At 48.7% G+C, this 13,122-nt stretch carries 10 protein-coding genes and 2 pseudogenes; 3 read left to right on the forward strand and 9 right to left on the reverse strand.

What is annotated here, in order from left to right; translation table 11 throughout:
• Positions 1–67 precede the first annotated feature (67 nt).
• From Q0386_RS04240 to Q0386_RS04250, 3 genes are read left to right on the forward strand one after another with little or no spacing between them, the layout of a single operon-like run.
• Positions 68–1,387 (forward strand): MATE family efflux transporter, encoded by a 1,320-nt coding sequence (locus Q0386_RS04240; protein WP_299027532.1) that lies wholly within the window; start codon positions 68–70, stop codon positions 1,385–1,387.
• Positions 1,363–2,184 (forward strand): M48 family metallopeptidase, encoded by an 822-nt coding sequence (locus Q0386_RS04245; protein WP_299027535.1) that lies wholly within the window; start codon positions 1,363–1,365, stop codon positions 2,182–2,184. The genes Q0386_RS04240 and Q0386_RS04245 overlap by 25 nt, the downstream gene beginning before the upstream one ends.
• 45 nt (positions 2,185–2,229) lie before the next feature.
• Complete coding sequence (locus tag Q0386_RS04250) at positions 2,230–2,712, forward strand: tetratricopeptide repeat protein (protein WP_297936955.1); 483 nt, start codon at positions 2,230–2,232, stop codon at positions 2,710–2,712.
• A 128-nt stretch (positions 2,713–2,840) separates the two neighbouring features.
• Here Q0386_RS04250 and Q0386_RS04255 read toward each other — a convergent pair whose 3' ends face one another.
• The 9 genes and pseudogenes from Q0386_RS04255 to Q0386_RS04295 form a co-directional block, all read right to left on the reverse strand.
• Positions 2,841–4,940, reverse strand: coding sequence for a TRAP transporter permease (locus Q0386_RS04255; RefSeq protein ID WP_299027538.1), 2,100 nt, complete (start codon positions 4,938–4,940; stop codon positions 2,841–2,843).
• Between the two features lie 349 nt (positions 4,941–5,289).
• Positions 5,290–6,228, reverse strand: a complete 939-nt coding sequence (locus Q0386_RS04260) for a TAXI family TRAP transporter solute-binding subunit (protein WP_299027541.1) — start codon at positions 6,226–6,228, stop codon at positions 5,290–5,292.
• Positions 6,229–6,710: 482 nt separating this feature from the next.
• Positions 6,711–7,415, reverse strand: a complete 705-nt coding sequence (gene cmoA, locus Q0386_RS04265; protein WP_299027544.1) for a carboxy-S-adenosyl-L-methionine synthase CmoA — start codon at positions 7,413–7,415, stop codon at positions 6,711–6,713.
• Positions 7,412–8,293, reverse strand: a complete 882-nt coding sequence (locus tag Q0386_RS04270) for a bifunctional riboflavin kinase/FAD synthetase (RefSeq protein WP_299027547.1) — start codon at positions 8,291–8,293, stop codon at positions 7,412–7,414. The genes cmoA and Q0386_RS04270 overlap by 4 nt, the downstream gene beginning before the upstream one ends.
• Positions 8,259–9,104, reverse strand: a pseudogene (locus Q0386_RS04275) (SAM-dependent methyltransferase); the annotation flags it as partial. The gene Q0386_RS04270 and the pseudogene Q0386_RS04275, both read right to left, overlap by 35 nt.
• Positions 9,105–9,287: 183 nt before the next feature.
• A pseudogene (locus tag Q0386_RS04280) lies at positions 9,288–9,410 on the reverse strand (S4 domain-containing protein); the annotation flags it as partial.
• Positions 9,400–11,343 carry an NAD-dependent DNA ligase LigA gene (gene ligA / locus Q0386_RS04285; RefSeq protein WP_299027552.1) on the reverse strand — a complete coding sequence of 648 codons (1,944 nt, stop codon included), beginning with the start codon at positions 11,341–11,343 and terminating at the stop codon, positions 9,400–9,402. The pseudogene Q0386_RS04280 and the gene ligA, both read right to left, overlap by 11 nt.
• 24 nt (positions 11,344–11,367) lie before the next feature.
• Positions 11,368–12,504, reverse strand: a complete 1,137-nt coding sequence (gene folP, locus Q0386_RS04290; protein WP_299027555.1) for a dihydropteroate synthase — start codon at positions 12,502–12,504, stop codon at positions 11,368–11,370.
• Entirely contained in the window at positions 12,501–13,121 is a 621-nt protein-coding gene (locus tag Q0386_RS04295; protein ID WP_298790435.1) for a DNA polymerase III subunit delta', read from the reverse strand. Before Q0386_RS04295 ends, folP begins: the two co-directional genes overlap by 4 nt.
• Position 13,122 lies beyond the last annotated feature (1 nt).

The following is a 13,122-nucleotide window of genomic DNA, read 5'->3' on the forward strand; positions in this document are numbered from 1 at the left end:
AACGCTTTAAATTTATATTTGGGTATAATCGCGCGTTATTTAAAATCCACGTTACAAAAGAGAAATTATGAATTTATCGCTCAAAAAGCTCACTATCCCGATATTTTTAGATATGTTTTTGCACTTCGTGACGCTCATTATAAACACATATATGGTGACAAAAGTCAGCGTCCATCTAGTCGGCGCCATGGGTGCGGGCAATCAGATAATGGATCTATTTATGACCATTTTTAGCTTCCTTAGCGTGGGCTGTTCGGTCGTAGTAGCTCAAGCTCTGGGTGCTAAAAATATAAATTTAGCCAAACGCGTCATACACGCTAGCATCACGTTTAACACGATCATCGGGCTTGGCAGCGCGGTTTTTATTTACTTTTTCGGATTTGAGATTTTAGAGCTTTTAAACGTCCCCGAGCAGCTAAGAGCCGAGAGCTTTGGCTACTTGCATATGCTTGGTATCGCATTAGCCTTTGACGGTATCGGCATGGTGCTTGCAGCCGTGCTTCGCGTTTATAACTTCGCTACCGCCGTCATGCTGGTTTCCTTACTCATGAACGTCATCACCCTTTGCGGTAATGCTATCGCGCTTTTTGGCTGGCTAGGACTGCCAAACTACGGCCTTTACGGCGTCGCAGTTTCGACCGTCGTCGGAAGGCTAGTGGGCGTTATCGTGCTATTTTTGATCCTGACCCGCTACGCGAAAGTTAATATTTTCTTTAAACGTCTATTTAGCCTGCCGTTTGCCATTTTGCGTAAAATTTTATCCGTCGGGCTTCCGAGCGCGGGCGAAAATTTACTCTGGATGGCGCAGTATATGGTGGCTTTCGGCTTTGTAGCGAGCATGGGCGAGGCCAGCCTAAACGTGCAGACCATTTACTTTCAGATCACGCTTCTTATCCTGCTTTGCGGAGCCAGCATCAGCGTGGCAAACGAAGTCATCGTCGGCCACCTAGTCGGCGCGATGAGATTTGACGAGGCCTACTCGCGCACTTTCCGCGCGCTTCGTATCGGCTTTATCGCGACTCTCGCGGTCGTTTTGGCGGCGTATTTTGGCAAATTTGAAATCATGGAGCGGCTAAATTTGACCGAGGAGCTAAAGGCCGTCATGCTGCCGCTTTTTACGCTTTCTATCGCGCTTGAAACGGGGCGAACCTTTAACATCGTTATCGTAAACGCCCTGCGCGCGAGCGGGGATGCTAAATTTCCGCTGATGACTGGCGCGGTGTTTATGTGGGGCGTGAGCCTGCCGCTGGGATACTATCTGGGTATCGTGCAAAGCATGGGGATCATCGGCGTTTGGATCGGATTTACCGCCGATGAGTGGCTGCGCGGACTCGTAAATACCTGGCGCTGGAGAAGCAGAAAATGGCAATCAAAACGCCTCGTGTAAAAACCGTTTGCGTAAAATGCGGCGAATTTGACGTCGCGCTAAATTTTAAAAAAGGCGTCAAAACAACCAGGCTAAAGGTCGCTAAAACCGGCGAAATCTCGGTCTCGCTGCCCTTTTACGCCGCGCAAAAATATGCGCTAGAGTTTGTGCAAAAACACTACAAATGGCTAAAATCAGCTCACGAAAAGACGCTATCAAATTTACCGCGCGAGGACGAGTTTAGACTACTGGGCGAGGTTTATCGCATCAAATTTGAGCCGAATTTAAAGGGCGTAAATTTAAGACGCTTTGCAAGCGATTCGGAGATTTTTAACGGCTTAAATTTTAGCGCGGACGGGCAAAACCCGCACCTTTACGGCGCTAACTCTGAGGGCAAATTTGACGCTAGCAAATTTAACTTGCACCTTGACGAGGCCAAATTTAAATGCTTGGACGAGCGTAAATTTGACGGCGAAATTTACGCTGCGAGTTTAGCTGCGCTAGAAAACTACAAAAAAGCCTTTGCAAGGCGTGTTTACGAGCATTTTATAGCTAAATTCGCTCCAGCTGTAAACCGCAAGATAAACCGCGTCGTCGTTCGCAAAATGACCACTCGCTGGGGTAGCTGCAACTCGCGCAAAGGCTACATAAATTTAAGCCTAAATTTGATCGAAAAAGCTCCCGAACTAGTCGAATACGTCGTGCTTCACGAGCTAGCCCACCTCATCTACCCCCACCACCAAAAAAGCTTCTATGACTTCATCGCAGGGCTGATGCCTGATTTTAAAACGCGAGAACAACGGCTAAACAAAAAATAATTTTAAATATGCTAAAATAGAATATTTTTAATTTAAAGGGAGATAATGAAAAAACTTCTAATGCTAGTTGCCGCGGTTTTTGCTTTGGGCGGCGATTTTGAGGACGGCGTAAAGGCCTACGAGAGCTCTAAATTTGTAACGGCTCGCGAGAAATTTGCAGCAGCCTGCGACGCAAACAACGGTCTAGCCTGCGCAAAACTAGGCGCGCTTTATCAGCTGGGCAAAGATATCCTGCCTGACACCAAAAAAGCGCTTGAGCTATACGAAAAAGGCTGCGAACTAGGCTCTAAAGAGGCCTGCTCGGGTGCTGGCGGCATATACGTATCAAGCGATAAAGAAAAGGCGCGTGCGCTGCTAAATAAGGGCTGCGAGCTTGGCGATGGCTTTTCATGCGCGACTGCGGGATCGTATCTGCTAGAGGAGAAAAAATTTAAAGAAGCTTACGCGCTTTTTGAAAAAGCGTGCAAGATAGGCGATAGCCTCGGATGCCAATTTGCAAGCGATTTAAAACGCTCAAAAAGACTTTAATTTTCCTTACTCGGGTTAAATTTAGCAATTAAATTTAACCCAAATTTATCTTTTCTATACACTACTTCCAAAACGAAAGCTTTTAAAATTTACGAGAGAGTAATCAGCAGGCCGAGAAAGCGCAGGCTCTAAGCGCCTACGCCGACTCTCTTTTCCGCTTTATTTTGTATCCATTGAAATGCAAATAACGCCGCGTAAAGCGAAACGCCGATCGCGTAAGAAACGTATTCGTTCGCAATAAACGGGATATATTTAGCGCACATATTAGGCACCAAGGTTAGCGGCACTACGCATAAAAGTAGCGCGCGCTCGAGCATGCTTACGCGTTTAACGAAATACCCCTGAAGCGCCGAAGAAAAGGCAAACATACCCACTAGCGCCGTACCGAAAATCAGCGCCATCTCGAGCGGATTTGTTATCCACACGATGCCTTTTGCGTCGTTTGGATTGGCGGCGTTTACGCTCTCTATCAAAAGCAGCTTGTTGTTAAACACGAAAGAAAACGGCAAAATCGTCGTGCGCAGGTCATAGAAAAAGCCTTGTACGCCCACGGTTACTGGGTTTGCCTTGGCGATACCAGCCGCAGCGTATGCCGCTATGCCGACCGGAGGCGTATCGTCGGCTAGGATACCGAAGTAAAAGACGAAAAGATGCACGGCGATGGCCGGTATGAGAAAGCCGTTTTTGTGCGCCAAAAACAAAATCACAGGCGCGACCAGCGAGCTAACGACGATGTAGTTTGCCGTCGTCGGCAAGCCCATGCCCAGTATCAGCGACATTATCGCAGTGAGAAAGAGGATGAGCACGATGTTGTTTCCGGCTAAATTTTCCACGACTTCAGAGAGTACTTGACCGACGCCGGTTAGCGAGATCGAGCCCACGATGATGCCGGCTAGACCCGTAGCTATCGCGATCGTCGTCATGCTTTTAGCCGCCGTCACCATCGCCCAAAATATATCCGCAAAGCCGATGATGAAGTCCTCTTTGCCGACGTCTTCGCCGTGAGCCATTTTTTTAACCGGCTCTTGAAAAAGGATGATCAAAAACAGCACGCAAATGGCGTTGAAAGCCGCAGAGATCGGAGATTCGTTTGCGATTAGCAAGGTATAAAGCAAAACCAAAATCGGGATAAGATAGTGCAGTCCGCTCACAAAAATTTTAAGCTTAGATATGCCCGTACCCTGCTCCATCCCTTTTAGCCCGAGCTTACAGCTCTCAAGGTGCACGATGAAAAACAGCGACAAATAGCACACAAATGCAGGAATCACGGCCGCGATCATGACGTTTGTATAGCTAAGGCCCAAAAACTCGGCGATGATAAAGGCCGCCGCGCCCATGATAGGCGGCATCAGCTGACCGTTTACGCCCGCAGCCACCTCGATAGCGCCCGCTTTGGTGCTAGTTAGTCCCGCCTTTTTCATCAGCGGGATCGTAAAGGTACCCACCGTTACGACGTTTGCCGTGGAGCTGCCGCTCACCATGCCGGTTAGTCCTGACGCGATAACGGAAGCCTTCGCCGGTCCGCCGCGAAATTTACCTAGTAGCGCAAAGGCTAAATTTATAAAGTATTGCCCAGCGCCCGCGCGCTCTAGTAGCGAACCAAATAAGACGAAAAGATAGATAAAGCTCACGCTAACGCCTAGCGGCACGCCAAAAACGCCCTCGGTCGTAAGATACATGTGGCCGGCTAGCTTGTTTAGGCTAGCGCCCTGATGCGCGATGATGTCGGGCATGTATTGGCCGAAATAATCATACGCTAAAAATATCGCCGCGATGATAGGAAGCGCCGGGCCGATGATCCTGCGGCCCGCCTCAAACAGCACGACCACGGCGACGCAGGACACGGCGATATCAAAGCTCGTGTAGTCTCCGGGGCGCTGCGCTAGCGCATAAAACTCTATAAGCGGATAGAGTGCGGCTAGCGTACCCACAACACAGAGCGCGATGTCGTAAAACGGCAGGCTGGAGTGGGCTTTTTTGTGAATTTTGAGCGGATAGAGCAAAAACAGCAGACAAATAGCAAATGCAAGGTGCGCCGAGCGCGACATCGTCGTGTTCATCGGAAAATACGCAATATAAAGCTGAAAAACCGACCACGCAAAGCAAATGATGCTCGTGAAATATATATAAGAGCTCGAGTTTATCTCGCGCGTTTTTACCTCGACGAACTCCTCCTTCTCCTGCGCCGACTCGGTATTTGTTCGTGTATCGTTTAGATTTTTATCCATATTTGCTCTTTTCTTGACTTCTTAAATTTTTTCTAAAATTTGGCGATTTTGCCCGCGTAAACCGGACTTTAGTTTTTCAAATTTGACCTACTTTTCCAGCGCCTCAAAATTTGCTTATAAATTTAACCTCGCACCGTAAAGATACGGGCTTTCCAAACAGCAAGCAAAACTAGCCAAAAACTCGCGCGTGAGCCAAATCTAAAATTTGACGCCTACAAGCGGCTTAAAAACCGCCGCCAAAAAGCTAGCAAAGCGTCAAATTTTAAATCCTCAAAAAAACCAAAAACAAGCCTAAATTTAAGAAAAATAAGCCGCGCAAGTCAAATTTAACCTGCACGGCTTAGCTGGTTTATTTTATTATGCCGGCTTTTTTAAACTCGGCCTCGGCAGCTGGGTGCAAAGGTGCAGAAAGCCCCTCTATCAGGCTCTCTTTAGTAACCGCCGCAAGTGCGGGATGCAGGCTCTTATACTCGTCAAAGTTATCTAAAATTGCCTTTACGACCGCAGCCACGGCGGTATCGCTCATGCCTTTATCCGTGACTAGTACGGCTTTGACGCCGATGCTGTTTACGTCGTGATCCACACCCTCATAAGTACCTTTTGGTATCGTACCTTTGGCAAAATACGGCATCGCAGCTATCATCTTATCCACCTGCTCGCCCTCAATGTTCACGATGTCGATAGGTAGCGAGTTTGCCGCGTCGGTGATGTTGGCCGTCGGGTGGCCGACCATGTAGAAGTAGCCGTCGATTTTCTTATCTTTTAGCGCGTGCGGGCACTCGCCGGCAGTAAGTACGCCGTGATGTTTTAGCTTTTTCTCGTCAAAGCCAAATGCCTTAAACACGCCAAGCGCGGTCATTTCGTTACCGCTACCAGGGTTGCCGACGTTGATCGCTTTGCCCTCGAGGTCGTTTATCGAGCCGATGCCGCTTGATTTTGACACGACGAAGGCTAGAAGCTCAGGGTAGATCGAGACGACGGCGCGCAGATTTTGATCGCCGTTGCCGTCAAATTTGCCCACGCCGTTAAATTTATCATAAACCACGTCGCTTTGGACGAAACCGAAATTTAGCTCTTTTTTTAGCACGTTATTTACGTTATAGACGGAGCCGCCGGTTGATTGCACAGAGCATTTCATCTGCGGATCTTTATTTACGAGGCGACATATCGCTCCGCCGACCGGATAATACGTGCCCGTCATCGCTCCCGTACCGATAGATACGAACTCCTTTGCGCCCAGCGCAGACGTAAAAAGCAACCCGGCTAATGCCAAAGATGTAGTTTTCATTTAACTTCCTTTCAAATAATTTTTCTGATTTTACTCTCAAAATCCGCATTTTGCGTATAAATTTCACTCTTTTTGCGAGCTTTTTCAAAAATTTGCGACTATTTTACACACTTTAGCCTTAGAAAAATATTTCTTAAGGTAAAATTTATATATTTTTTACAAGCGAAGCGAAAATCATATTTTTTGCATGGAGATATTTCTAAATTTTACGCACCGAGACTTGCGCCTTTAAGACGCTAAATTTGGATTAGTTAAATTTGAGGTTACAGCTTTGATTTCTTTGTATAGAGCTTTAAATTTTAGCATTTTTAGGGTGCGGATCTCGGCGACTCAAATTTGCAAATTTGAACGTAAAACGATAAGGCGAAGTATCGCGAGATGGATTTAAGGGTTGTGACGTAAAAATTTAGCGAAGATAAGACATGTAGTCTATCGAGCTAAATTTTTACTAGCTCCGTTAAAGACGCTCGCGAGACAAGCCGTTATTTAAAAGCAACAAACGTCGCAAAATTCGCCCACCTAAATATGCACTCCACATTTTTAAACCCCGAATTAAGCGCCAAATTTCTATTTTCCGCTTCGGTGTAGGGGATCAGCACGTTTTCTAGCGCCTCGCGTTTTTGCGCGATTTCGTAGCGCGAGTAGCCCTGTTCGAGCTTGTATTTTTCGTAGATTTCGATCATATTTTTGCTCAGCGTCTTATCCTCAAATATCAGCTTCTCGCTAAAAACGAACACGCCGCCATCATTTAGCGAGCGGTAAATTTTAGCTACGAAATCCTGACGCTTAGGCGGGCGGATAAACTGCAGCGTGTAGTTCATCAAAACGGCGTCCTGCGCGTCAAATTCGCACTCTAAAATATCTGCCAGCTCAAGCTCGATCTTAGCGCCGTACGCCTCTATCTTGGCGCGCGCGTTTTGCAGCATGGCAGGCGCATTATCCACGCCTTTTAGCGAGAGGTCGTTTCTCTTGCGCCAAAGAGTTAGTAGCGTCGAGGCGGTCGAGCAGCCAAGATCTACCGCGCTTGCGCCATGCGGTAAAATTTGAGCCAAAAAATCGGCGATCAGCTTTTGCGAAGCCGCATAATACGGCACCGAGCGCCCGATCATATCGTCGAACACCGACGCCACGCTCGCGTCAAATTCAAACTGCTTTTTTATCGGCTCTTTAAAGATTTCGTCTTTCACGGCTCGCTCCTTTGAGGCGTAGCGTCGCCCACGACGTAGAGATCGCACACGCCGACGAACTCCATAGCCTGCTTGATGTCGGTCCCGATCTGCCCTTTTAGCTCCTCTAGACTTTCAAATTTGCGGTTGTCGCGCAGTCGCTTGATAAAGCAAACCGCAACGTCGCGGGCGCCCTCGATATTTTCGTTTAGCACGTGCGTCTCGACACTAAAGTTGCCATCCGTACTCACGCGGTTGCCGATAAAGGTAACCGAGCCGTAGGTCTTGTAACCGATGCGAGTCCTCGTAGCATAGACGCCCTCGCGCGGCAAAAGATAGCTTTTGATATCCAAATTTAGCGTCGGCACGAGCTCGCGCGATCCGATGCCCTGCCCCTTTATCACGCGGCCTTCGATTGAGTATTCGCGGCCTAGTAGGCGGTTTGCCTTGTAGATCTCGCCTTGTTTGATATACTCGCGTATGGCTGAGCTATGCACGCCCATACCGTCAAAGTAAACCTCGTCCACTACGACCACCTCGCCGTCAAAAATACGCCGCAAATCATGCTTATCCCACGCCCTATTTCGCCCAAAACGAAAATCAAATCCCACGACGATTTTTTGCAGATTTTTAAAATCCCGCTTCAAAAGTGCGATAAACTCATCGCCGCCAAGCCCTTTTATGCTGTCAAAATCATACAAAAAACACGGATAGCTCGAGTACTCGGCGCGCTTTAGCTTTGGCGTGATGTTGGCTTTGTTTTTATCAATCACGACTAGTCCGCCGTACTCGCCCAGCTGCTTTAAAAGCTGCTTGTGGCCGCGATGCACGCCGTCAAAGTGCCCGATCGCGACGGCCGTGATATTATCTTTTGTTAAAAGCGTAGAAAAACTCGGCATTTCCTTCCTTTCCTTTTACCTCGCATTCGCGCGTTTGGCGCATTACCCAACCCAAATTTGCCGCCGCAAGCTCAAATTTCGCCCTCGCCTCGCACACGGCTTTTGCGTCCGTTACGACGCCTTTTTTATTTCGCTTGGCCGTCCTGCCGACCTCAAACTGCGGCTTAAAAAGCAGGATAATATCGCAGTTTTTGCCAGCTAGCGCGTCGATGGATGGCAAAATCTCTTTAAGCGAGATGAAGCTCACGTCGCAGGTGATGAGATCAAATTTGCGTGCGACGTTTTTGGCGGCGTGGGAGTCAAATTTGGCGTTTTGGTTTTTTGCTGCGAAATCTACGCCAGCCAAATTTGACTCGTCCGTCCTGGCTCCAGCCTGCGTTAAATTTGACGGCAAAAAAGCTAATTCGCAAGGCTCGCTTAAAAATCCGTCCCGCTCGGCAAAATTTGATTTGCCGGGATTAAAATTCGGCTCGATTTGGTTTTTTAAATTTTGCTCCGCGCCGTCAAATTTGCCGTCTGCACCCTGGTTTTTAAACCCAGCCGCAAATTCGCGCACGTCGGTATTTTCGACTACTATCACTCGCGAGTCGGTTCGCAAACTTTCATCCAACTGCGAGCTACCCACGTCTAGCGCGGTAACGCTTTTTACGCCGTTTTGAAGTAAAATTTGCACGAATCCGCCCGTGCTTGATCCGACGTCTAGGGCGTTTTTGCCTTTAACTTCTAGCGGACAAGCCGCCAAAAAGCTTTTTAGCTTTAGCGCGCCGCGTCCGACGTAGATTTCGCCGACAAGCTCGATTTTTGCGCCGTTTGTGTTTAAATTTTGCTCGCCGCTACAGGCCTTTTTACATGCGGTTTCGACAGTGTCCGTCAAATTTGCGTTGCACAAATTTTGATTTTCCGCTTTCGCGCTATTTTTGCTAGCTTTCAAATTTACGCCCGTAGCCTCGTCTAAATTTAGCCCGTCCATGCCGTTAAATTTATCAAATTCGCCCACCTCAAAGCTGGGCTTGGAGCAAATTTGCCCGTTTAGCAAAATCTTTCCGCTTTTTATGAGCTCGGCGGCCTTGTTTCGGCTGATGTTTAGGCGGCGCGCGGTAAATAGATCAAATCTCAATCATCCGCCTTAGCTCGTCCTCGGTTATCGCCTTGACGCCTAGCTCACGCGCTTTCTCCAGCTTGCTGCCAGCCTCCTCGCCGTAGAGGACGAAGTCTGTTTTCTTACTCACCGAGCCGCTTACTTTAGCACCATTAGCCTCTAAAACCGCCTTAAATTCATCCCTGCTTTTGCTAAGCGTGCCCGTTATCACAAATGTTTTGCCGCTTATCGCGCTTTGCTTTGCCTCAAAACTCTGCGCTTGCGGGCTAACGAAACGCAAAATTTCGTCCAAATTTTGCCTATTTACCTGCATAAACTCCGCGTAGCTCTCCGCCATCGCATCGCCGAACCCCTCAATCGCGGCGACCTCGCCAAAGCTTAGCTCACGCCAGTTTTGCGGGTAAATTTGCGCTATCTTTTTAGCCGCAACCTCGCCGATGTGCTCGATACCCAGGCTCGCTATAAAGCTGTGCAAAGCGGGCGTGCGGCTAGCCTCGATGGCGCCGAGTAAATTTGCGATCTTTTTATCCTTAAAGCCATCTAGCCGCGCCAAATCCTGTGCCGTAAGCTCGTAAATGTCGGCGATTTTGGCAACCAAGCCCGCCTCAAAAAGCTGATTTACTATCGCCTCGCCCAGACCGTCGATATTTAGGCACTTTTTGCTCGCAAAATGTATGAGCGAATTTATCACGCGCGCCTTGCACTCGAGGTTTTGACACTTGACGAAAACGCCCTCGTCTAGCAGCATCGACCCGCACACGGGACACTCATGCGGCCGCTCTATCGGAGTCTGCGAGCCGTCTCTGCGCTGTTTGAAAACGCCCGTGATCTTTGGTATCACGTCGCCCGAGCGGATAATGCTGATAAAATCGCCCTTTTGCACGCCTAGGCGCTCGATCTCGTCAAAGTTATGCAGCGTGGCGGACTTTACAATCGCGCCGTCGATATTTACGGGCTCTAGCACGCCCACAGGAGTCACGACGCCGCTGCGTCCGACCTGAAACGCGACGTCAAGCAGCCGCGTGGTCTTTTCGATCGCGGGAAATTTATACGCGACCATAAATTTAGGAAATTTCTCCGTGTAGCCAAGCTCCTCGCTAGCCGCGATGCTCTGCACGCGCACCACGAGGCCGTCCATCATAAAAGGCTTGCTGTCGCGCTGTGCTACGAGCTGCTTATACGCCTCCTCGATCTGCTCTGCAGTGCGGCAAATTTTAAAAAACTCCTCGCGCTCAAAGCCCTGCGAATAGATAAAATCCATCATCTGCGAGTAGGTTTCAAGGCCCAAATTTTGCTCGCCGTAGCCCCAGGGCTTAAACCTCAGCCTGCGCGACGCCGTCACGGCGCTATCTAGCTGGCGCAGGCTGCCGGCGGCCGCATTTCGCGGGTTTGACAGCTGCGGCTCACCCCTTTGCGCGCGGGCGAAATTTATCTCGTCAAAGTCGTTTTTAGCGATCACGACCTCGCCGCGGATCTCGATCCTGCCGCTATAGGCGATTTGTAGCGGGATGTTTTTGATGACTTTTGCATTACTCGTGACGTCCTCGCCCGTTATGCCGTCGCCGCGCGTGATAGCTCGCACGAGAGCGCCGTTTTCGTAGAGCAAATTTAAGCTCGCGCCGTCAAATTTAGGCTGAAGCGCAAACTCCAGCCCCTCCTTGTCGCCGCGCTTTAGCCACGCTAGCAGCTCATCAAAACTAAAAATATCCTCCATCGACCACATGCGCGCGCCGTGGCGAGCCTTGACAAAACCCTCACTAACCTCGCCTCCAACGCGCTTCGTCGGGCTAAACATCGAGATTTCACCGGGATTGGCCCTCTCAAATTCTAGCACTTTATGATAAAGCTCGTCATACTCCTCGTCGGTGGCTATGGGCGCGTCGTCGGTGTAGTAGGCCTTCGCCCACGCATTTAGCGTATCTACGGCCTCTAAATACTCTTTTTTATCCATTTTTCCTCGTTAAATTTGCTTTGCTTACCACGCCGCGATCTTTCTCATCGCGTTTTCCAACCTAAACATCTGCGCATGTTCGGCCACATCGTGCGTTCGGATGATCTGTGCGCCATTTTTAAAGGCCTCCAAATGCAGATAAAGGCTACCTGGCAAGCGGTCTTTGATCTCGCTAGGACTATAAAAATTTATGACCGATTTGCGACTAGCGCCAGCTAAAAGCGGCAGTCCAAAGCGTAAAAAATGCTCCAAATTTTTTATCAAAATCATATTTTGCTCCGCCGTCTTGCCAAAGCCGATACCCACGTCCAGCACGATATCGCGGCATCCAAGCTCATTCGCGGCAGCGATCTTAGCCTCGAAAAACGCGTCTATCTCGCCGAGCAAATCATCGTAATGCGGATTATCCTGCATATTTTCGGGGCTGTTTTGCATGTGCATGAGGCAGTAGGTAGCGCAGTAGCGCGCCGCTAGAGCGCAGAGGCTAACGTCGCCCGTGATGTCGTTTATCATTTTAAAGCCGTGATTTAGCGCGTACTCTAGGCAATACGGATCAAAGCTATCTAGGCTAAATATCGCCTTTTCGTACAAATTTAGGCGGTAAATTTCGGCCACTATCTTTTCAAGCCTGGCAAACTCAATCTCGCGTCCGACGTATTTGCTGCCTGGCCGCGAGCTGACCGCGCCCACGTCGATATACTCGGCACCCTGCTCGATCATCGCTTCGATTCTCTCGATGCCGCTTTTTTCGTTCACGCGGCTTGCGGCGTTAAAGCTATCTTCATTTACGTTTACGACGCCCATGATCTGCGCGCGCTGCGGTTTTTTAAACGGAGATTTTAAAAATTTGGCCAAATTTTTTAGACCGAAATCCTGCGCGGCCCCTTTTTTGGCAAGCGCAAGAACTTGCGCATCGGTAGCCATTAAAAGCGCGTCCGAGTTTGCACCGTTTAAAATCACGTCGCGATTAGTCACAAGCTCCGCGCCTACGCTTAGCGCGTCTTGCTTTAGGATATTGGCAGCCGGCGAGCGTAAATCTTTAATCAAAAAAAAATTAATCGCTGACTTTTTTTTCATCAAATTTCGCCCCTCGTCGCTAGGACGGATAATCTCGCAAATCTCGTTAAAATCAGTTTGCGGATTGATTTTAAAAATTTTCATCTAAGCCCTTTTTCGTAAATCATAAGAAGTATCGGCGTAAGAAGCGCGTGAGTTTTGGTATTTAGCTCGGCTAGGCGCACAGCTTTGAAAAAATACTCAAGCTCTTCGGCGCTAAATTTGACCCCCTGCGCCGTAGCCTCGAGAGCTATGGCGGCGATTAGCTCTTTTAGGTTGTTTTTGCCAAGCTTCTCGGAGCGCTCAAGAGCCGATTTTTCATCGATAAAGGCGCAAATTTCTTTTAGCTCAAGACGTTTGTAATCTAGTCCCGTTTTTTCTCGCTGCTTTTTTTCGAGCCTATTTTCGGTAACCAGGCGCGAGCGAACGGTCGGCAGGAGCATATTTTTCGACTCGCAGGCTATGATAAAAAAGATATTTTTAGGCGGCTCTTCGATGATTTTTAGTAGAGAGTTTTGAGCCTCGACGCGGAAATTTTTAGCGCCTAAAACCAGTAGTTTCGGCTCGCTCTCGGCGATATATGCCTCGGCGGCGACCTCTTTTGCGTTTTCTAGCAAAAAGTCCTCGGCGAAAAAAAATCTAACCGAATTTACGCCGTAAAGCCCTAAAATTTCCTCTTTTAAGGCTTCAAAATCGCTCGTGATTACGATTTTGCTTCGCATA

It is taken from the genome of uncultured Campylobacter sp. (assembly GCF_938045625.1).
In the GTDB taxonomy this organism is placed as follows: domain Bacteria; phylum Campylobacterota; class Campylobacteria; order Campylobacterales; family Campylobacteraceae; genus Campylobacter_A.

Excerpts from the sequence above, each read along its gene's own strand:
- Q0386_RS04250 (WP_297936955.1), top strand. The coding sequence starts at position 2,230 with ATGAAAAAACTTCTAATGCTAGTTGCCGCGGTTTTTGCTTTGGGCGGC.
- Q0386_RS04245 (WP_299027535.1), top strand. The coding sequence starts at position 1,363 with ATGGCAATCAAAACGCCTCGTGTAAAAACCGTTTGCGTAAAATGCGGC.
- Q0386_RS04295 (WP_298790435.1), bottom strand. The coding sequence starts at position 13,121 with ATGCGAAGCAAAATCGTAATCACGAGCGATTTTGAAGCCTTAAAAGAG.
- folP (WP_299027555.1), bottom strand. The coding sequence starts at position 12,504 with ATGAAAATTTTTAAAATCAATCCGCAAACTGATTTTAACGAGATTTGC.
- Q0386_RS04240 (WP_299027532.1), top strand. The coding sequence starts at position 68 with ATGAATTTATCGCTCAAAAAGCTCACTATCCCGATATTTTTAGATATG.
- Q0386_RS04260 (WP_299027541.1), bottom strand. The coding sequence starts at position 6,228 with ATGAAAACTACATCTTTGGCATTAGCCGGGTTGCTTTTTACGTCTGCG.
- ligA (WP_299027552.1), bottom strand. The coding sequence starts at position 11,343 with ATGGATAAAAAAGAGTATTTAGAGGCCGTAGATACGCTAAATGCGTGG.
- Q0386_RS04255 (WP_299027538.1), bottom strand. The coding sequence starts at position 4,940 with ATGGATAAAAATCTAAACGATACACGAACAAATACCGAGTCGGCGCAG.
- Q0386_RS04270 (WP_299027547.1), bottom strand. The coding sequence starts at position 8,293 with ATGCCGAGTTTTTCTACGCTTTTAACAAAAGATAATATCACGGCCGTC.